15 protein-coding genes are annotated in these 19,966 nt (G+C 72.1%); 6 read left to right on the forward strand and 9 right to left on the reverse strand.

The features are described from left to right. Positions 1 to 31 precede the first annotated feature (31 nt). Positions 32 to 1,021: an asparaginase gene (locus ABZU69_RS05290; RefSeq protein WP_354963151.1), complete on the reverse strand. Its 990-nt coding sequence runs from the start codon at positions 1,019 to 1,021 to the stop codon at positions 32 to 34. A gap of 181 nt (positions 1,022 to 1,202) precedes the next feature. Between ABZU69_RS05290 and ABZU69_RS05295 the strand changes: the two genes are divergently transcribed. The 3 genes from ABZU69_RS05295 (at position 1,203) to ABZU69_RS05305 (ending at position 4,845) form a co-directional block, all read left to right on the forward strand. After that, positions 1,203 to 2,498, forward strand: a complete 1,296-nt coding sequence (locus ABZU69_RS05295) for an MFS transporter (RefSeq protein ID WP_354963152.1) — start codon at positions 1,203 to 1,205, stop codon at positions 2,496 to 2,498. 433 nt (positions 2,499 to 2,931) lie between these two features. Next, positions 2,932 to 3,876, forward strand: coding sequence for a MerR family transcriptional regulator (locus tag ABZU69_RS05300; protein WP_354963153.1), 945 nt, complete (start codon positions 2,932 to 2,934; stop codon positions 3,874 to 3,876). Between the two features lie 33 nt (positions 3,877 to 3,909). Beyond that, the gene (locus ABZU69_RS05305; RefSeq protein WP_354963154.1) at positions 3,910 to 4,845 is read left to right on the forward strand and encodes a GNAT family N-acetyltransferase; all 936 of its coding nucleotides are present in this window, start codon (positions 3,910 to 3,912) and stop codon (positions 4,843 to 4,845) included. A 30-nt stretch (positions 4,846 to 4,875) separates the two neighbouring features. Here the strand turns inward: ABZU69_RS05305 and ABZU69_RS05310 are convergent, their stop codons facing one another. Then, positions 4,876 to 5,811, reverse strand: coding sequence for a DUF2332 domain-containing protein (locus ABZU69_RS05310; RefSeq protein WP_354963155.1), 936 nt, complete (start codon positions 5,809 to 5,811; stop codon positions 4,876 to 4,878). Positions 5,812 to 5,960: 149 nt separating this feature from the next. On the opposite strand from ABZU69_RS05310, the gene ABZU69_RS05315 reads away from it, so the two are divergent. Further along, positions 5,961 to 7,073 carry an FAD-dependent monooxygenase gene (locus ABZU69_RS05315; protein WP_354963156.1) on the forward strand — a complete coding sequence of 371 codons (1,113 nt, stop codon included), beginning with the start codon at positions 5,961 to 5,963 and terminating at the stop codon, positions 7,071 to 7,073. A 185-nt stretch (positions 7,074 to 7,258) separates the two neighbouring features. On the opposite strand, the gene ABZU69_RS05320 is transcribed toward ABZU69_RS05315, so the two are convergent. Next, positions 7,259 to 10,153, reverse strand: a complete 2,895-nt coding sequence (locus ABZU69_RS05320; RefSeq protein WP_354963157.1) for a vitamin B12-dependent ribonucleotide reductase — start codon at positions 10,151 to 10,153, stop codon at positions 7,259 to 7,261. Between the two features lie 62 nt (positions 10,154 to 10,215). Further along, entirely contained in the window at positions 10,216 to 10,719 is a 504-nt protein-coding gene (gene nrdR / locus ABZU69_RS05325; RefSeq protein WP_354963158.1) for a transcriptional regulator NrdR, read from the reverse strand. Positions 10,720 to 11,311: 592 nt separating this feature from the next. Here nrdR and lexA point away from each other — a divergent pair. Then, a complete protein-coding gene (gene lexA, locus ABZU69_RS05330; RefSeq protein ID WP_354963159.1) occupies positions 11,312 to 12,097 on the forward strand; it encodes a transcriptional repressor LexA in 786 nt (261 codons plus the stop codon). 92 nt (positions 12,098 to 12,189) lie between these two features. On the opposite strand, the gene ABZU69_RS05335 is transcribed toward lexA, so the two are convergent. Together ABZU69_RS05335 and hflX are read right to left on the reverse strand one after the other, a co-directional pair. Continuing rightward, positions 12,190 to 13,878, reverse strand: coding sequence for a hypothetical protein (locus ABZU69_RS05335; protein WP_354963160.1), 1,689 nt, complete (start codon positions 13,876 to 13,878; stop codon positions 12,190 to 12,192). 50 nt (positions 13,879 to 13,928) lie between these two features. Beyond that, positions 13,929 to 15,383 (reverse strand): GTPase HflX, encoded by a 1,455-nt coding sequence (gene hflX / locus ABZU69_RS05340; protein ID WP_354963161.1) that lies wholly within the window; start codon positions 15,381 to 15,383, stop codon positions 13,929 to 13,931. 184 nt (positions 15,384 to 15,567) lie between these two features. Here hflX and ABZU69_RS05345 point away from each other — a divergent pair, with 184 nt between their 5' ends. After that, a complete protein-coding gene (locus ABZU69_RS05345) occupies positions 15,568 to 17,034 on the forward strand; it encodes an NAD-dependent malic enzyme (RefSeq protein ID WP_354963162.1) in 1,467 nt (488 codons plus the stop codon). A gap of 289 nt (positions 17,035 to 17,323) precedes the next feature. Here ABZU69_RS05345 and dapF read toward each other — a convergent pair whose 3' ends face one another. The 3 genes from dapF to ABZU69_RS05360 are packed head-to-tail and all read right to left on the reverse strand — an operon-like array spanning position 17,324 to position 19,828. Further along, positions 17,324 to 18,175, reverse strand: coding sequence for a diaminopimelate epimerase (dapF, locus tag ABZU69_RS05350; protein WP_354963163.1), 852 nt, complete (start codon positions 18,173 to 18,175; stop codon positions 17,324 to 17,326). 7 nt (positions 18,176 to 18,182) lie between these two features. Further along, complete coding sequence (miaA, locus tag ABZU69_RS05355; protein ID WP_354963164.1) at positions 18,183 to 19,115, reverse strand: tRNA (adenosine(37)-N6)-dimethylallyltransferase MiaA; 933 nt, start codon at positions 19,113 to 19,115, stop codon at positions 18,183 to 18,185. Next, the gene (locus ABZU69_RS05360; RefSeq protein WP_354963165.1) at positions 19,112 to 19,828 is read right to left on the reverse strand and encodes a class III extradiol dioxygenase subunit B-like domain-containing protein; all 717 of its coding nucleotides are present in this window, start codon (positions 19,826 to 19,828) and stop codon (positions 19,112 to 19,114) included. The genes miaA and ABZU69_RS05360 overlap by 4 nt, the downstream gene beginning before the upstream one ends. Between the last annotated feature and the right edge of the window lie 138 nt (positions 19,829 to 19,966).

Raw genomic sequence — 19,966 nt, forward strand, 5'->3', positions numbered from 1 at the left:
TAGGGACGCCGTCGGAGCGCCCGGCCCGTGGTCAGCCGTGCCGGGCCAGCGCGGCGGCCACCTCGTCCCGGCCGGCACCGGCGGCGAGCAGCAGGCGCAGCAGCACGCGCGCCTTGTACGGGTCGAGCAACCCGCCGTTGAGCAGCCCACGCCGTTGCAGGTCGGTCTCCGAGCCGACCGCCCCGTACGTGTGCCGCAGCACCGACCCGGCCCCGGATCGGGAGGTGAGCACCACCGGCATCCGGCTGGCGAGGGCACCGAGCACCGGAGCCAGGGTGGCGGGCACGTGCCCCACTCCGAAGCCGGCCACCACCAGGCCCTGGTGGGTGTCGGCCAACCCATCCAGCAGCAGCCCGTCGTCGTCCATCGTCACCACGTACAGGGCCACCCGGGTCGCGTCGAGCCGGTCCGGGTCGACCGGCGGCAGCGGCTCGTGCCGCTGCGGCCGGGTCAGCACCCGTACCTCCCCCTCGATCACCTGGCCGAGCGGGCCGGCGTTGGGCGAGGCGAAGGTGGCGGTGCTGGTGCTGTGCGTCTTGTGCAGCCAGCGGGCGGCGTGCACCTGGTCGTTGACGGCGACGAGCACGCCCAGGTCACGGGCGGCCGGCGCGGCGGCCACCCGCAGTGCCGCGAGCAGGTTCGCCGGCCCGTCGGCGCCGGCCAGGGTGGGGTTGCGCATGGCGCCGGTGAACACCAGCGGGGCGGCGTGCGGCCAGATGAGGTCGGCCAGGAACGCCGTCTCCTCCACCGTGTCGGTGCCCTGGGTGACCACCACGCCGGTCGCGCCGCCGTTCACCGCCTGGGACGCCTCCGCGACCACGTCGAGCAGCTGACGGCCGGTGAGGTGAGCGCTGGGCACCGCGTGGGTGTCGCGCACGTCCACGGGTACGCCCAGCTCGGCGAGGCCGGGCACGGCGGCGGTGAGGTCCGCGCCGGTGAGTCGGGTGACCACGCCCGGGCGGCCGGTGTCGACGCCGCCCATCGCGATCGTGCCGCCGAGGGTGATCAGGGCGATGGACACGGATGCCTCCTTTCGCCGCTGGGGCGTCCCGCGGCCCTGGGACGGTACCTGCCCTGCCCCTGAGCGGGCCGGCGACCCGACCGGGCGGCGCGAAATACGGTGTCGTGTGCGATCGCGGCCCCGGTAGGGTCCCCGGGCAGCCGGCCGGCGGCACGCGTGACCGCACAGACAGGCTGTGATCGTGACCCAGCAGGTGACCCAGGCCCCGGCGAGCGCGACCGGTGCCGTCCCGTCGCTGTGGCGCAGCAGGAGCTTCCTGCTGCTCTGGGGTGGTCAGACGGTCAGCGAGCTGGGCACCCGGATCGCCAACGTTGCGGTGCCGCTGCTCGCCGCCGACACCCTGAACGCCAGCGTCTTCCAGGTCTCCCTGCTGACCGTCCTGGCCTGGCTGCCGTACCTGCTCTTCTCGCTGCCGGCGGGCATCGTCGCCGACCGGCTCGACCAGCGGCGGCTGATGATCGCGTGTGACCTGGGTCGGGCCGCGCTCATGCTGTCGCTGCCGGTGGCCGCTCTGGTCGGCCAACTCACCCTTACCTTCCTGTACGCGGTGGTCGGGCTGGGCGGGGTGCTGACCGTGCTGTTCACGGTGGCGTACAAGACCCTGCTGCCCCGGCTGGTGCCGGCGGACCTGCTGGTGGACGGCAATGCCAAGCTCACCATCAGCGAGGATGCCGCCGAACTGGTCGGCCCGACGGTCAGCGGCGTGCTCATCGGGCTGGTCGGCGCGGCCCGGACCTTCCTGACCAACGGATTCGCCTTCCTGGTCAGCGCGCTGACGCTGATCCTCATCCGCGAGGCGCCGGTACGCCGCGAGCCGGCCCCCCGGGTGCCGCTGCGGGTGGAGCTGACCGACGGGCTGAGCTTCATCCGGCGGCAACCGATCCTCGTCAGCATCCTGGCGTGCACCACCTGGTCGAACTTCTGGGTGATGGCGTCCGGCTCGATCGAGGTCACCTTCCTGGTCCGCGAGCTGCACGCCAACCCGGTGCAGGTGGGGCTGGTCTTCTCGGTCAGCGCGGTCGGCGGGCTGGTGGTGGGGGTGCTGGCCGCCCGGCTGACGGCCTGGCTCGGCTCGGCCCGGGTGATCTGGGTGGCGATGGCCGCACCTGGCCCGTTCTACCTGCTCATGCCGCTCGCGCAGCCCGGCTGGGGGCTGCTGCTCTACGGGGCCGGGCTGGCCGCGTTCTCGGCCAACGCGGTGCTGTTCAACGTGGCGGCGATGTCGTACCGGCAGCGGATCACCCCGCCGGCGATCCTCGGACGGGTCAACGCGGCGTTCCTCTGGATCTGCCTCGGGGTGATCCCGCTCGGGGCGCTGACCGGCGGCGCGCTCGGCACCGCGCTGGGTCTGCGCGCCGCCCTCTGGGTGTGTGTGCTGGGCACCTGGGCCGCGTGCCTGTTCGTGGTCTGCTCCCCGCTGCGCCGGATGCGGGACATGCCGGCGGTGTCGTCGAAGGATCCGACGGTTTCGTCGTAGGGTCCGACGATTCGCCCGGCAGCCGGGTTTTCGGCAACGGCGTCGTCCTGCTGCGCCACGAGCGGGCCGGCTGACCCACATCGCCCGGGCGGTTCCGCACGGGCCAACCGTCCTGGGAGGGCGTACTCATGGCCACCTTCGCCGCGCCCGACGGCACCACACTCGCGCAGTGCCGCGCCCGGCCGGCGGCGGGTCAGTGCAGGCGGCGGGTCAGCGCAGGCGGCGCTCCCGGCCGTCGGCGGCGCCGGCCGGCGCCCAGGCCCGGGTGTGGTCCTTTGCTCTGCTTCAACGGAGGCAACACTTGTCCGTGCTGAGTGTTGCGTGGAGTGAAGCAGAGCAAAGGGCGCGTGGCAGGGTACGGCCGGGGCGTGGTCAGCGGCCGCCGCCGGTGTTGGGTTGAGTCTCCAGTGGGGGGAGACAGCAGGGTGGGGGCATGAACGGGGAAACGCGCTACACGATCGGCGACCTGGCCCGGCGGACCGGCCTGAGCGTCAAGACCATCCGGTACTACGCCGACCGGGGAATCGTGCCGCCCACCGACCGGAGTCCGGCCGGCTACCGCCGCTACGGCCCGGACGCGGTCGCCCGGCTGGAGCTGGTCCGGACGCTGCGCGACCTCGGCGTGGACCTCGCCGCCATCCGTCGGGTGGTCGATCACGAGGTGCCGCTGGCAGAGGTGGCCGCCGCACACGCCGAGGCGTTGGCGGTGCAGATCCGCGTCCTGCGGCTGCGCCACGCGGTGCTCATCGCGGCGACCCGGCGCGGCGGCGGAGCCGACGAGTTGGAGCTGCTGCACACCCTGGCCCGGCTTTCCGGGCATGAGCGTCGCCGGCTGGTCGACGACTTCCTCGACGCCGTCTTCGACGGCCTGGTGACCGTGCTGGCGTACCCGGGGATCATGCGGTCGCTGACCCCGGAGCTGCCTGACGAGCCCAGCGCGGCGCAGATACAGGCGTGGGTGGAGCTGGCCGAGCTGGCCCGGGACCCGGACTTCCGCGCCGGCATGCGGCGACTGGTGCGGCAGTACGCCGCCGACCACGACGTCCCGGGGCTGCCCCGCCCGGATGCTGTCGCGGTGGTCCGGGACGCCGTGGCACCCGCCCTGGCGGCCGGCGTCGACCCGACCTCGCCGGCCGCCGACGCCATCGTGGAGACCGTCACCGGCCGGTACGCGCAGCTCAGCGGCCAGTCCGACGGCGCCGATCTGCGGCGTCGACTGCTGACCCGGCTGGGGACGGCGAACGATCCTCGCCGGGACCGCTACCTCGACCTGCTCGCGGTGGTCAACGGCTGGCCGACGGGCGGGCAGACCGCGCCGGCGCTGGACTGGTTCATCCGGGCCCTGCGCGGTCGGATGTCCGAGCCGCACCCTGCGTAAGCTGCCCCACACCCACACTGAAGGGCCCCTCCTGTGACCACGATCCGTGTTGCCCGCTCCGACGAAATCCCCGGGCTCGTCCAAGACGCGAACGATGCCGGACGCAATGCCGCGACCAGCACCTACCTGACCGACCTACTCACCAAGGGCTGCACGCGGCCGGAGTGGTGCCTGGTGGCCGAGGACGGCGACCGTCTGATCGGCAGCGTCGCCGGGTGGACCATGCCGGGCCACGACATGCCGAGCGATGTCGTGCTCCTGGAAGCCCCCTGGGACGACCCCGACCTGACCGTCGGGCTCGCCCTGCTCGCGGAGATGGCCACCCTGGCCAGGACGCTCGGTGCCACGGAACTGGGGCACGTGGTGGATTCCCCGGCCCAGGCACCACAGTTTCAGCGCCATCCCGAGCGGCGCGGTGAACTGCTGCGCCGGGCCGGATTCACCGTGGCCCGCGACGGCCGGCGCTTCCGCTGGCTGGCCGGCGGGGAACTGCCCGCGCAGGACGAGCGGCTTCGATTCCGATCCCTCGCCGACCTTGGCCCCGAACCCTTCGTCGACCTGCTGGAGGCCCTGCTCGCCGACACCGCCGACGCCCGGCTGTCCGAAGACGTACGCCGTCACGGCCGGCGCAAGGCCGCGGAGCTGCTGTTCGAGGAATCGGCCGAACTCCACCACGAGCCGCAGTGGTGGGAGATCGGGTACGACGCCGACGGCACCCCGGCCGTGATCAGCCTCCCGGCGCACAGCCCCGCCTTTCCCGTGATCGGCTTCGTCGGTGTCGCTCCCGCCCACCGGGGCAAGGGCTACAGCTCGTCGGTCGTGGCACGGGGTACGGCGATCCTGGCGGAGAACGGTGCCACAGAGATCCGCGGCGACTGCGACGTACAGAACATCGCGATGTTCAAGGGCTTTCAGCGTGCGGGTTACGACAACTTCGCCGACCGGATGGAGTTCAGCCGTTCGCTCTGACCCGTATCCGGCATCGACGCCCCGGGGGCGTCAGCCGAACCAGGTCATCGACTGGCCGTGCCCCCGGGTCCACGCCAGCGGCTTCCCATCCAAGGCGAGGACGTTGTGCAGCGCCGCCTCCGGGAGGTCGGGCAACCCGTCGTACGGCAGCACCTCCGGGGCTTCGTTCGCGACCCAGTGCCCGGGCAGGCCACTGACCAGCCGGACGAACGCCTTCCGACGCGGCACGGGCACCTGGTAGAGCACGGAGGTGTGGAAGACCACGAGGGTCGCGCCTGCCGGCGCCCGCGCCGCGAGCGCCGGCAGGTCGTCCACCAGGTCACCGCGGACCAGCAGCGGTGGGTCGGCCGCGGCGACCGCCGCCGCGGCGCGCAGCCGGGCCCGCCGGTGCGCGTGCTCCGGCCAGATCAGGGCGTCCAACCAGGACACGTCGTCGGGGTCGGTCACGTCGAGCGGGTTGAGGTCCAGGCCGGCCCGCCACACCACCTGGGGTACGCGTGCCGGCGGTACCAGTCCGCTGGCCGCGCAGTCCAGGACCGGCTCGCCGGAGCCGACCTGATGCTCGCCGTAGCGGTAGGCGTACCGGTCGGGGTAGAGGCAGAGCCCGGCGGACGCGCCGACCTCCAGTAGAGCGAGCGGCTGCGGCAGCGCGGCGAGCACCGGCAGCAGGACCGCGCACCGCCCGGCCTCGTTCGTCTGGGTGGCCCGAGCCCGCACCTGCGCCTCGATGGCCGACCAGTTCGCCACGGCGTAGTCGTGGAACGCGGCCGGGTCCTCGACCGGGCCGCCGAGCCACCGGACGACACCGAACAACAGGTTCGGCTGCCGTTTGGCCGGCGGAAGCCCGTCGAGCAGGGCGAGCAGCTCGTCGTCGCGGGACACCGCCAGGGACAGCCGCTCGTACGCGGGCGAGACCCCGCGCACCTCGCGGCGGGCAAACCTGGCGTACGCCTCAGCGGTCGTCATGTCCTGATCGTCGCAGCCATCCGCCGGCACGGCACACCCCGTGTCCCCGATGCCAGCCGCCGCCTTCCCCGCCTCGTAGAGTGCGGCGGCGGCCGGACCGTTGAGCAGCAGCTCAGCCGGCCGGAACGGGCAACGGGGAGGTACATGTCGTGCGGGGTGACGGTGTTCGGGTACTGATCGTCGGCGGTGGTGTCGCCGGACTGGCGACGGTGTCCGCGTTGCGGGACTGGGGCGCGACGGCCGACGTGGTTGAGCGGGCACCTGGGCCGGCCGACTCCGGCACCGGCATCTACCTCACCGGCAACGCGACCCGGATGCTCGACGTACTCGGTCTGCGGGAGCCGGTCGCCGACGTCGCCGTGGAGATCACGCGGCAGCGCAGCGCCAACCAGCGCGGACGCCGGCTCTTCGACATCGACGTGGCCGCACTGTGGCAGGGCGTCGGGCCCTGCGCGTCGCTGTCCCGGGCGCAGTTGCACCGGGCCCTGCTCGCCGGCGTCGGCGACGCCCCGATCCGCTGGGGCCGCCAGCCGGTCGCGCTCCGCCGGGAGGGCGACGTGGTCGCCGTCGATTTCGACGACGACAGCAGCGCACGGTACGACCTGGTGATCGGCGCCGACGGGGTGAACTCGACGGTCCGGCGGCTCGCCTTCAACGGTCAGACGGCCCGCGACCTAGGCCAGTACGCGTACCGGTGGGTCGCTCCCCGGATCGACGACGAGCCGGTCTGGTCGGTGCAGTTGGGGCGCGGCAGGCAGTTCCTGACGATCCCGATCAGCGCCGAGCAGACGTACTGCTACTACAACGACGGACCGGTCGCCGACCGACCCGGCTGGCGCGACGAGCTGGGCGCGACGTTCACCGAGCCGGCCGCCACCATGCTCAAGGCCCTCGACTACGACGCCAGCACCCTGCACGCCGGGCCGAACCAGGAGGTCGTCCTCGACTCCTGGTCCCGGGGGCCGGTGCTGCTGATCGGCGACGCCGCTCACGCCACCTCGCCGAACATGGCCCAGGGCGCGGCCATGGCTCTGGAGGACGCCATCGTGCTCGCCGAGTCACTGGCCGCCGCCGGAAGCATCGCCGAGGCGTTGCACGGGTACGAGACGCGCCGCCGCCCGCGTACCGACTGGGTACTCAGCCAGACGCACCGCCGGGACAAGGCCACCGGGCTGTCGCCCGCGCTGCGCGACCTGGTGCTGCGCCGCCTCGGCGAGCAGATGTTCCGGTCGAACTACGGGCCGCTGTTCGCCCGCCCCTGACCCGACGAGCCGCGCTGCTCGCGTGGCTTCGGTCCATCACGATCGACTCGGGTTCCGTGATGTCGGGGTATCCGGGCGAGGATGATGCCCCGATTTCATTGAACCCGAGTCGATCAGGCGGGAATGCCGCGAGCGCGGCAGGTGATCCCTGCCGCGCTCGCGGGTAATACGGTCGATCGCGTACGTCAGCTGCAGCCGCTGGTGGAGCCGCAGCCCTCGCAGACGTAGCAGCTACCGGCCGGGCGCATCTTCGTACCGCAGGTGAAGCAGAGCGGCGCGTCGGCGGCCTTGCCGATCACGGCCTCGAGCAGTTCGGTGCTGGAACCCACGCTCGGAGCCGGCTTGGCGGCGGCCACCTCGACCATCTCCTGCGCCGGCTGCGCGACGGCCTCCGGCTTGGCCGGGGCCTCCACCGGTGCCGAGGACGCCATCGCGGTGAGCTCCGCGCCGGTCACGGCGGCGGCTTCCGCGTCGGCCTCGGCCCGCAGCTGCGCGGCCCGCTCGCTGGCGGTGAAGATGCCCAGCTCGGCGCGGCGCTCGTACGGCAGGAAGTCCAACGCCAGGCGACGGAAGATGTAGTCCATCACCGAGGCCGCCATCCGCACGTCCGGGTCGTCGGTCATCCCGGCCGGCTCGAAGCGCATGTTGGTGAACTTGCTGACGAACGTCTCCAGCGGCACGCCGTACTGCAGACCGATGCTGATGGCCACCGAGAAGGCGTCCATCACCCCGGCCAGGGTCGAGCCCTGCTTGGACATCTTGAGGAAGACCTCGCCGAGGCCGTCGTCCGGGTAGGACGACGCGGTGAGGTAGCCCTCGGCGCCACCGACGGAGAAGCTGACCGTCTCGGACGGGCGCTTCTTCGGCAGGCGCTTACGCACCGGCCGGTACTCGATGACCTTCTCCACCGCGGCCGGCGCGGCGGCTGCGGTCTCGACGGCGGCCGGCTCGGTGGCCTTGTTGGACTTGGCCACCGAAAGCGGCTGGCCGACCTTGCAGTTGTCCCGGTAGATCGCCAGCGCCTTGAGGCCGAGCTTCCAGCCCTCGAAGTAGATCTTCTCGACGTCCTCGACGGTGGCCGCCTCCGGCATGTTGACCGTCTTGGAGATCGCGCCGGAGACGAACGGCTGGATGGCCGCCATCATCCGTACGTGACCCATCGGGGCGATCGTCCGCTCACCCATCGCGCAGTCGAAGACCGGGTAGTGCTCCGGCTTGAGGCCGGGGGCGTCCACCACGTGGCCGTTGTCGGCGATGTGCTCGACGATCGCCTCGACCTGCTCCTCGGGGTAGCCGAGGCTGCGAAGGGCACGCGGAACCGTCTGGTTGACGATCTGCATCGAGCCGCCGCCGACCAGCTTCTTGAACTTGACCAGCGCCAGGTCCGGCTCCACGCCGGTCGTGTCGCAGTCCATCATGAAGCCGATCGTGCCGGTCGGGGCGAGGACGCTCGCCTGCGCGTTGCGCCAGCCGTTCTTGTCGCCGATCTTGTTGCCCTGGGTCCACTGCCTGGTCGCCTCGCGGACGATCGCGGTGGCCACCGGGCTGGTCGGCTTGATCTCGTCGTTGGCCGCCGCGTGCTTGCGCATGACCCGCTTGTGCGGCTCGGCGTTGCGGGCGTAGCCGTCGTACGGGCCGACGACGCCGGCCAACTCGGCCGAGCGGCGGTAGGCGGTGCCGGTCATCAGGGACGTGATCGCCGCGGCGACCGAGCGGCCCTGCTCCGAGTCGTACGGCAGGCCGGTGGCCATCAGCAGGGCGCCCAGGTTGGCGTAGCCGATGCCGAGCTGCCGGTAGGCGCGGGAGGTCTCACCGATCTTCTCGGTCGGGAAGTCCGCGAAGCAGATGGAGATGTCCATCGCGGTGATGACGAACTCGACGGACTTGACGAACTTCTCCACCTCGAAGCCACCGTCGGCGCGGAGGAACTTCATCAGGTTGAGCGAGGCAAGGTTGCACGAGGAGTTGTCCAGGTGCAGGTACTCCGAGCACGGGTTCGACGCGGTGATCCGCCCGGTCTCCGGGCAGGTGTGCCAGTCGTTGATCGTGTCGTCGTACTGCAGGCCCGGGTCGGCGCACTCCCAGGCGGCCTGGGAGATGGCGCGGAACAGCTTCTTGGCGTCGACGGTCTCGATCACCGAGCCGTCCAGCCGGCCGCGCAGGTCGAAGCCGCCGCCGTTCTCCACCGCCGCCATGAACTCGCCGGAGACCCGGACCGAGTTGTTGGCGTTCTGGTACTGCACGCTGACGATGTCGGAGCCGCCGAGGTCCATGTCGAACCCGGCGTCGCGCAGCGCGCGGATCTTGTCCTCCTCGCGCGCCTTCGTGACCACGAACTCCTGGATGTCCGGGTGGTCCACGTCGAGGATGACCATCTTGGCCGCCCGCCGGGTCGCGCCGCCGGACTTGATGGTGCCGGCCGAGGCGTCCGCGCCGCGCATGAAGCTGACCGGGCCGGAGGCGTTGCCGCCGGAGGAGAGCAGCTCACGGGACGAGCGGATCCGCGACAGGTTGACCCCGGAGCCGGAGCCGCCCTTGAAGATCAGCCCCTCCTCCTTGTACCAGTCGAGGATCGAGTCCATCGAGTCGTCGACGGACAGGATGAAGCAGGCGCTGACCTGCTGCGGCGACGGCGTACCGACGTTGAACCAGACCGGCGAGTTGAAGCTGAACACCTGGTTCAGCAGCATCCAGGTCAGCTCGTGCGCGAAGATCTCGGCGTCGGCCGGGCTGGCGAAGTAGCCGTACTCCTCACCCGCGGTGCGGTAGGTGCTGACCACCCGGTCGATCAACTGCTTGAGCGACCACTCCCGCTCCGGGGTCCCCACCGCGCCCCGGAAGTACTTGGTGGTCACGATGTTCGCCGCGTTGACGCTCCACGACTCCGGGAACTCCACCCCGCGCTGCTCGAAGTTGATCGAGCCGTCCCGCCAGTTCGTCATCACGACGTCGCGGCGCTCCCAGGTGACCTCGTCGTACGGGTGGACCCCCTCGGTCGTCCACACCCGCTCGATCTTCACCCCGGCGCTCGCGCTGGCCTTGCTCCGTGACCTGCTTGTCGTCACACCATCCCCCGACATCTCATCCGCCCCCTCGTCCACGCGGCCACCCGCCGCGCTTCCACCTGTCAGCAACACAAACCTCAGTTGGTACGGCCGGCGGTCCCCGCCGCCCCGGCCTGGGCCGCGCCCTCCCGGGCGCGGGCCGCGGCCCGCAATGTCTCGATCTCCTGCTCGAAGTCGGCGAGCGAGTCGAAGGACCGGTAGACGCTGGCGAACCGCAGGTACGCCACCTCGTCCAGGTCCCGCAGAGGGCCCAGGATGGCCAGCCCCACGTCATGGCTGGGGATCTCGGCGGCACCCTTGGCCCGCACGGTCTCCTCGACCTTCTGGGCCAGCAGCGCGATCGAGTCCTCGTCGACGGGCCGGCCCTGGCACGCCTTGAGCACCCCGCCGATGATCTTCGTACGGCTGAACGGCTCGGTCACCCCGCTGCGCTTGACGACCGCGAGGACCGCCTCCTCGACGGTGGTGAACCGCTTGCCGCACTCCGGGCAGGACCGTCGCCGCCGGATGAGCTGACCGTCGTCGGCCTCCCGCGAGTCGACCACCCGGGAGTCGGCGTACCGGCAGTACGGACACCGCATCGCCTACCTCCTAATCATGATCAACCACGGTTGCGCCGGGCACTCCCGGGCACGGCTCGCCACGACGGTGCCGTCCGGAGACGGCGCCCGCCGTGGTCGACGTTACGAGAGTGCGGTCGGCAGTCGGACCCAACCTGTAGGCAACTTACGCCCGTGTCACTACTACATCTAGGGGTTGACCGTATGTCGCTGGCGAACCCGGGTCAAGTTGGCTGGCGTGTCCGGCGCGTCACGGACCATCCGGTCATCCACCCCCAGCGCTCCACCGGAAGACCCAACGCCGGACCCCCGCCGCGGTTACCGGCCAACGGGCCGAAGTAGCCCGCAAAACGACCGAGGATCGAACACCCGTGCTATCCGACGTACCATTTATCAGAACATCCGTACGACAGGAGCGGTTTTTCACCCCGACACGCCGGTGAGAGGTCGTACAGATGTTTGAAAATGACCGATCTCACCTATACGGTCAGGAACAGCCGGGTGCGATGGATCTTCGCCACACGCGGCGACGCACCACCCCCAGCACCGTCGTGGCACCACCGCACGCACCACGAGCCGACGAGGCACCCAGCGCCGACCAGGGAGGACGGACGTGACCGAGGACCGGGCCAGCCGGCCGAAGAGCCCGCAGCAGATCACCGAGGCGGGCCCGCCGGCCACCCGACGCCGCAGCGCCGCGCGCAGCCGGACGGGCCAGCCCGTCGTGCGCCCGGTCACCCCGGTGGTCAGCACCTTCCCCGACCCGGCGACGGTCGACCTGACCGCCCGCCAGCGCCGCATCCTGGAGTTCATCCGCAGCTGGGTGGAGCGCCACGGCTACCCGCCGAGCGTCCGGGAGATCGGCGAGGCGGTCGGCCTCGTGTCGCCGTCCAGCGTCGCCTACCAGCTCAAGGAGCTGGAAAAGAAGGGCTTCCTGCGCCGCGACCCCAACCGGCCGCGCGCGGTGGACGTCCGGGCCCCGAGCGAGGCCATCGACGACGAACTGTCCCGCGCGCAGCGGCCGACCCCGGCATACGTGCCGATGCTCGGCCGGATCGCCGCCGGTGGGCCGATCCTCGCCGAGCAGGCGGTGGAGGACATCTTCCCCCTCCCCCGCGAGCTGGTGGGCGAGGGCGAGGTCTTCATGCTCCAGGTCAAGGGCGACTCGATGCTCGACGCCGCGATCTGTGACGGCGACTGGGTGGTCGTCCGGCAGCAGCCCACCGCCGACTCGGGCGAGATCGTGGCAGCCATGCTCGATGGCGAGGCGACCGTCAAGACCTACCGGCGGCGCGACGGGCACGTCTGGCTGATGCCGCAAAACCCAGCCTTCGACCCGATCCCCGGTGACGACGCCACCATCATGGGCCGGGTCGTGGCGGTGCTGCGCCGGATCTGACCGGTCCGCGGGTGAGTGCCCACGGCACTCACCCGCGCCGCCCAGGGCGGTGCAGTCGTTCAGGGTGCGTCAGGGCACGTGGCCGGGACGCGTCAGTAGCGGTCGCCCCGGTGGCCGCGACCGCCCCCGGGATACTGCCCGTACGGGTCCACGGGCGCGTCCTCTTCACGCCGACGACCGGGCCGCTGGCCCCGGTAGTCCGGCTCCGGCCCACCACGCCGTGGCGGCTCCGCCCGACCGCCGCTGGGCTGGCCACCACCACCGGGCTGGCCTCCGCCGCCGTACACGCCTCCGCCGGGACGGCCACCGCCCGGAGGACGACCGCCGCCACCCGCCGGCCGACCACCGCCGCCCGCCGGGGGACGACCCCCGCCGTAGACGCCGGGCGGGCCGCCCGCCGGGGCAGGGCCGTAGCCACCGTCGGCGGCCGCGGGACGGCCACCGCCGTACACCCCGCCGCCCGCCGGGGCGGGACCACCACGACCCGCGCCGCCGCCGTACGTCCCGCCGCCGGCGCCGTAGACCGCCCCACCGGCCGGCGCGCCACCACCGTAGACGCCACCCGCACGGTCACCGGCCGGGAACCCGTCGTCGGCACGGGCGCCGGGCGGGCCCAGAGGCTCGCCGTCCGGATCCGACCGGTCGGAGCCATCGGCGGTCGGCGGGCGGCGGCGGGCCCGGAGGATGCCGACGATGCCCGCACCAACCAGCAGCAGGCCGATCAGCCCGACCGCGCCGACCAGGTACGTGATGTCGTCGAAGCTCATCCCGTCGATCCAGGACTTGGAGGCGGCCGACTTGGACTCACCGGCATCCTCCGCCAGCGGTTGCGCCGTTGAGGTGGACGGCGTGTAGCTGAGGATGTCGACCGTCTCCTCCTCGGTGAACTGCTGGCCGTCGGAGACGGTGAGGAAGGTCTTGCCGTCCGTGGTGTAGCTGATGGCCTCACCGAACGGGTCCGTGAGCGGCGTCACCCGGGGCTTGCCAGTGGTGAGCGCGCCGACGATGTCGCCGCCGGTCACGTCGAACTCGAAGGCGTCCGCGTAGGTGCGCAGGACCACCCGGGTGCCGTCCGGCGACCGCGCCGCGCCGGTGATCGCGACCCGGCCGAACGTGTTGAGCGGGTTCTCGGTCTCTGTCCTGGGCAGCGCGATGTCGCCGACCTTGCGCATCGGCACCGGGTCGGTGTCGCCGTTCTTCAGCGCCGCCGTGGGGGTGTAGATCTCGGCCTTCCCGCTGGTCACCTTGGTGATGATCAGCGGTTTGCCATCGTTGCCGATGAGCAGCGCCTCGGCGTCGTGGGGCTTGCCCTCGGGGTAGGAGAGCCGGTGCAGCACCGGCTCCTTGCCGCCGGTGACCGGCATCGACCAGAGCGCGACCCGCTTACGGCGCTCCTTGGCGAAGACGTTGTCGCCGGTGTCCGCGATCCAGAGGGTCGCGCCGTTCGGTGAGAGAGCGAGGTCCTCGGTGTCGAACGGGCCATCCCCCGAGTAGCGGACCGGGTCCTTCGAGATCTTGCATTTGCTGTCCAGGAAGAAGACCCGCTTGCGTGCCGAGACCTCGGTGCCGTCGTTGATGACGATGTAGCCGCTCTTGGTCACCACCATCCCGGACAGCTCGCGCAGTCGCTCGTCGGCGATCGTGCACCGCTTCTTACCGGGAGTGACGGCGGGCGCTTCGAGAGATGCGGGGGCGGGAGCGGCGACAGCCACTCCGGCGAGCGCCACGGTTGCCCCGAACAGGCCGAGGGCAACCGTGACCGAGGAAACAACGCGGCGCATTCGGTCAGTGTCGCATGCCGCGCGTTTCCGGGGGATGACGCCGGGGCCGCTCAGCGCCGGCTGCCGGCCGTCTGCCCCTGTCGCTCAACGTCGAACGGCGCCAACTCGGCGGCGAGCGCCTCGCCGACCCGCACGTGCAGCAGGGTGCCTTCCGGCAGGTGCGACGTGCTGAGCACCTCGCCCGTACGGTGCACCCGTGCCACCAGGTCACCCCGGTCGTACGGCAGGACGGCCCGGACCTCCACGGCCGGTCGGGGAAGCCGCTCCTCGATCGCCTCGCGCAGCCCTTCGACGCCCCGCCCGGTGTGCGCGGAGACGAAGATCGCGTCCGGCCAGAGCCGCTTGAGCCGCAGCAGCGTGTCCTCGTCGGCCGTGTCGGTCTTGTTGACCACCAGCAGCTCGGGGAGCCGGTCGGCGCCCACCTCGGCGAGCACCTCGTGGACCGCCCGTACCTGCTCCTCCGGGTCCGGGTGGGCGCCGTCGACGACGTGCACCACCAGATCCGCCTCGGCGACCTCCTCCAGCGTCGAGCGGAACGCCTCGACGATCTGGTGCGGCAGGTGCCGGACGAAGCCGACCGTGTCCGAGAGGGTGTAGAGGCGCCCGTCGGCGGCGGTGGCCTTACGGGTGGTCGGGTCCAACGTCGCGAAGAGCGCGTTCTCCACCAGCACACCCGCGCCGGTCAGCCGGTTGAGCAGGCTGGACTTGCCGGCGTTGGTGTAGCCGGCGATGGCCACCGCGGGGACGGCGTTACGGGTGCGCCGTGCGCGCTTGGTCACGCGTACCGTCTTCATGCTCTTGATCTCGCGGCGCAGCCGGGAGATGCGGTGCCGGATGCGCCGCCGGTCGGTCTCCAGCTTGGTCTCACCGGGGCCACGCACACCCACGCCGCCGCCGGCGCCGCCGCCGCGACCGCTACCACCGGTCTGCCGCGAGAGCGTCTCGCCCCAACCGCGCAGCCGCGGCAGGAGGTATTCCAGCTGGGCCAGCTCGACCTGCGCCTTGCCCTCCTTGCTCTTGGCGTGCTGGGCGAAGATGTCGAGGATCAGCGCCGTCCGGTCGACCACCTTGACCTTGGTGCGCTGCTCCAGGTTGCGCAGCTGGGACGGGGACAGCTCACCGTCACAGATCACCGTGTCGGCGCCCGTGGAGAGCACCACAGCGCCGAGGTCGTCGACCTTGCCGCGGCCGATGTAGGTGGCCGGGTCGGGTCGCGTACGGCGCTGAATCAGCCCCTCGAGCACCTGCGAGCCGGCGGTCTCGGCGAGCGCGGCCAGCTCGGTCAGCGAGTTCTCCGCATCGGTCACCGTGCCCTCGGTCCAGACCCCCACCAGGACGACCCGTTCCAGCCGCAGCTGCCGGTATTCCACCTCGGTGACGTCGGTGAGCTCGGTGGAGAGGCCCGGTACGCGTCGTAGCGACTGCCGCTCCGACAGCTCCATCTCGCCGGTGGTGACGTCGTCGAGCTCGTCCTCGACGGGGACAAAGCTCTCCTGGTCTCGCAAGCGGTTCTCCTGTCCGTTTTGATAAGTAGAACGTAATCCTGACATGTGTCAACGCCGAGCGCACCTGCTATATGCCCGTGCCGAAGGTCGCCAAAAGCGGGGGCGAATGCCGGTCGACCTCGACAACCCGGTAGAAATGCTGGGCGGCGGCCGAGCGGCCGCACAGCTGTGACGGAGGGACCCCGTGGCCATCACCCGACTGCCGAGCGCCGGATTCTCGATCACCATCCGGATCGCCGTGACCGCAGACGCCTCCTCGATCGGCCGGCTCACCACCTCGGTCGGCGAGGCGGGGGCGATCGTCACGGCGCTGGACGTGGTGGACTCCGACCCGACCCACGTGATCGTCGACCTGACCTGCGACACCGCCGACGCCGGCCATGCCGACCAGGTGGTGGACGCGCTGACCGCGCTGGACGGCGTGGACGTGCGCAAGGTGTCGGACCGGACGTTCCTGCTGCACCTCGGCGGCAAGATCGAGGTGACCTCGAAGGTCGCGCTGCGCAACCGCGACGAGCTGTCCCGGGCGTACACCCCCGGGGTGGCCCGGGTCTGCATGGCGATCGCCGAGAACCCGGCGGACGCCCGCCGGCTGACCATCAAGCGCAACACCGTCGCGGTGGTCAGCGACGGCTCGGCGGTGCTCGGCCTGGGCAACCTGGGCCCGGCCGCGTCGCTGCCGGTGATGGAGGGCAAGGCGGCGCTGTTCAAGCGCTTCGGCGGGGTGGACGCCTGGCCGGTGGTCCTGGACACCCAGGACACCGACGAGATCGTGGCCATCGTCAAGGCGATCGCGCCGGCGTACGGCGGGATCAACCTGGAGGACATCGCCGCGCCGCGCTGCTTCGAGATCGAGGCCCGACTGCGTGAGCTGCTGGACATCCCGGTCTTCCACGACGATCAGCACGGCACCGCGATCTGCGTGCTGGCCGCGCTGACCAACGCGCTGCGGGTCGTGGGCAAGCAGCTCGCGGACGTGCGGGTGGTGGTCTCCGGCGCCGGCGCGGCCGGCACGGCGATCATGAAGCTGCTGCTGCGCCAGGGCGTCGGCGACATCATCGCGTACGACCGGGAGGGCGCCCTGCACCGTGGGCTGACCGGGCTCAACTCGGCGTGGCAGTGGCTGGCGGACAACACCAACAAGGAGAACTACTCCGGCGACCTGCCGGGTGCGATCCGGGGCGCGGACGTCTTCATCGGGGTCAGCGCGCCGAACCTGCTCACCGGCGACGACATCGCCCAGATGGCCAAGGACTCGATCGTCTTCGCGCTGGCCAACCCGGACCCGGAGGTCGACCCGCGGGAGGCACGCAAGCACGCCGCCGTGGTGGCCACCGGCCGCTCGGACCAGCCGAACCAGATCAACAACGTGCTCGCCTTCCCCGGGGTGTTCCGCGGCATGCTGGACGCGCACGCCGAGGAGTTCACCGAGGAGATGGCGCTCGCCGCCGCCCAGGCCATCGCCGACGTGGTCGGCGAAGACAAGATCAACCCGACGGTGATCGTGCCCAGCGTCTTCGACTCCCGGGTCGCCCCGGCGGTCGCCGCCGCGGTCCGCGCCGCCGCCCACAACCCCAGCCCGCTGCCGGCCGCCGACCCGGGCCCCGCCGACCTCCCCGAGATCGCCGCCAACGCCAGCGCCACCCCCTGACGGACTGATCGACGCGGAGCCGGCCCGGCACACGCCGGTATCGACGTGAGCGGGGGAGACGACCGGTTGGTGGTCGTCTCCCCCGCTTTGCTCTGCTTCAACCACCGCAACGGTCGGTGTCCGATTACCGGACATCAACCGTTGCGTGGGGTGAAGCAGAGCAAAGGCTTCGCGGTGACCGACCGCGGTCGAGCGCGGCACACGGGCGACCAGCAGACGCGGCACACGGGCGACCAGCAGACGCGGCACGCGGGCGGCAGAGGACCGGACGGGCCAGCGCCGCCGGGCGTCAGGCCGAGGCGGGCAGCGCAGCGAGGTCGACCTCGCCGCTGGCCACCAGGAGGGCGGGGCCGGACAGCCAGCAGGAGTCCTCGGTGACGGTCACCGTGACCCGGCCGCCGGGAACGTCGACGGCGACGCTGCCGGTGTCCCGGGCCGCGTCGCGCAGGGCCACCGCGGCCACCGCGCAGGCGCCCGTGCCGCAGGAGAGGGTCTCCGCGCTGCCGCGCTCGTACACCCGCATCAGGGTGTGCTCGTCGGTGCCGTCGACCGGCTCGCCCGGCACGATGAACTCCACGTTCACGCCGCTCGGGAAGAGCGCCGGGTCGAATCCGGGCGCGGTGGCGAGATTCAGCGTGGACAGCTCCAGACCGGCCGGCAGGACGCAGACCAGGTGGGGGTTGCCGACGTCCACGGCGGTGCCGGGCAGGGTCAGCCCGCCGAGCGTGGCGGTCGAGTCGGCGTGCAGCCGGGGGCGGCGCATCTCGACGGCGATGACGTCCCCCTCGACCCGCGCGCGCACGACGCCTGCCCTCGTGGCCACCGGCAGCGCCACACCGGCCGGCATGGCCAGCCCGGTGTCGACCAGGTAGCGGACGAAGACCCGGGCGCCGTTGCCGCACATCTCGGCCAACGAGCCGTCGGAATTCCAGTAGTCCATGAACCACTCGGCCTCACCGGCCTGCCCGGCACCCTCCGGATGCTTGGCCGCGCGGACCACTCGCAGCACCCCGTCCGCGCCGATGCCCCGCCGCCGGTCGCAGAGCGCCGCGACCAGCTCCGGGGTCAGATCGAGCTGACCGTCCGGGTCGGGGAGAACGACGAAGTCGTTGCCGGTGCCATGGCCCTTGGTGAACTCCACGCCCCCATCATCGCGCAGGAGCGGGCACCAGACGCAGGGCGGCCTCGATCACGTCCGGCGCGGCCGAATCCAGCCAGTGGATCCGCGGGTCGCGCCGGAACCAGGACCGCTGCCGGCGGACGAACCGCCGGGTGGCCCGGACCGTCTCGTCGTGCGCCTTCGTCTCGGTCAACTCACCGGCGAAGAACCGCAGCACCTGCTGGTAGCCGAGCGCCCGGCTGGCCGTCCGCCCCTCGGGCAACCCCCGCCCGACCAGCTCGCGGGTCTCGGCCAGCAGGCCGTCGGCCCACATCCGGTCGACCCGCAGCGCGATCCGCTCGTCCAGCAGCCCGGTGTCAAGGTCGACTCCGAGCTGCACCGACGGGTAGTACGGGGCCGGCTCCGGCAACGACGCCGTGAACGGGGCACCGGTGAGCTCGATCACCTCCAGGGCCCGGACGATCCGCCGGCCGTTTCCGGGCAGGATGCCCTCGGCGGCGGCCGGGTCGGCCGCGCGCAGCCGCGCGTACAGCGGCGCCGGGCCGACCTCGGCCAGCTCCCGTTCCAGCCGCTCGCGCAGCTCCGGGTCGGTGCCGGGGAAGTCGAAGCGCTCCAGGACCGCCCGCACGTACAGCCCTGAGCCGCCGACCAGCAGCGGCACCCGCCCCCGGGACAGGATGTCGTCCACCGCCGCGCGGGCCAGACGCTGGTATTCCGCGACGCTGGCCGGCTCGGTGACCTCCCAGATGTCCAGCAGGTGGTGCGGCACCCCGTCCCGCTCGGCGGGGGTCAGCTTGGCGGTGCCGATGTCCATGCCACGGTAGAGCTGCATCGAGTCGGCGTTGACCACCTCCCCGTCCAGGGCATGCGCCAACGCGATGCTCAACGCCGACTTGCCCGCCGCGGTCGGGCCGACCACCGCGACGACGGTGCCGATCGGGCGGCCCCCGTCGCCACTCACGCCGGCACCCAGGACGCCACGAAGTAGGCGACGCCGTACGGGGCCGAGTCGTGCAGCAGCTCGCCGCGCCACCCGCCGCCGGTCGACCGGGCCACGCCGGCGAGCACCTGCCAGGGCGCCCGGCCGGCGGCCTTCAGCTCGGCGGACACAACCGGGTCGAGATCGAGCAGGACATCCACGTCCGCCTCGGCCAGGGCGGTCGCCACCCGCTGGTCGTACGCGTTGGCGCGCGGGTCGTCGTACCCCGGGGACTTCTCCCCCCGACAGGCCGACCCGTCCCCGAGCACCAGCAGTGCCACCCGGGCACCCACAGCGCCGACCTCGTCGGCGAGCGCGGCCAGCTCGGCGGGGGCGGCGTCGGCGGCCACCTGCACGGCGGTCACCGGCAGCCGCACGGCGTGCCGGGCCAGCAGCCACGCACCGATGGTCAGGCTCAGCGGCAGCACCGCGCCCCGGTCCGGCTGGCCGGGGGCGAGCGGCACGTCCAGGTCGACGCCCCAGGGCTGCAGGGAGCCGGTGGCCGGAGGCGGGACCGGGCCGGTCACCGGGCCGGCGCCGAGCAGCACCACGGTGGACGGGTCGGCGGCCAGCAGCCCGCGTACGGCGGTGTCGCAGGCCGCCCGCAAATCGTCCAACTCGGGCGCGGCGGCGCCCGCCACCTCAGGCACGAGCAGGGGCGGATGCGGGCAGACGGCGGCGGCGACCAGTGGCACCCGTTTACCGTAGCGGGAATCCCCGGTGCGTCTCCGCGCTGATCCGGTCAATCGGGCCCTAGGACACCGTATGGTCACGGTCGGCGATAGGCGCTCGACGCGGACCGGGTCGGACCTGTGACAATGCCGGAAGCAACT

Source organism: Micromonospora sp. NPDC005206, from assembly GCF_040608175.1.
In the GTDB taxonomy this organism is placed as follows: Bacteria; Actinomycetota; Actinomycetes; order Mycobacteriales; family Micromonosporaceae; genus Micromonospora.

Coding starts and splice junctions, on each gene's coding strand:
- ABZU69_RS05300 (WP_354963153.1), top strand. CDS start 2,932: ATGAACGGGGAAACGCGCTACACGATCGGCGACCTGGCCCGGCGGACC.
- ABZU69_RS05320 (WP_354963157.1), bottom strand. CDS start 10,153: ATGTCGGGGGATGGTGTGACGACAAGCAGGTCACGGAGCAAGGCCAGC.
- ABZU69_RS05335 (WP_354963160.1), bottom strand. CDS start 13,878: ATGCGCCGCGTTGTTTCCTCGGTCACGGTTGCCCTCGGCCTGTTCGGG.
- ABZU69_RS05310 (WP_354963155.1), bottom strand. CDS start 5,811: ATGACGACCGCTGAGGCGTACGCCAGGTTTGCCCGCCGCGAGGTGCGC.
- nrdR (WP_354963158.1), bottom strand. CDS start 10,719: ATGCGGTGTCCGTACTGCCGGTACGCCGACTCCCGGGTGGTCGACTCG.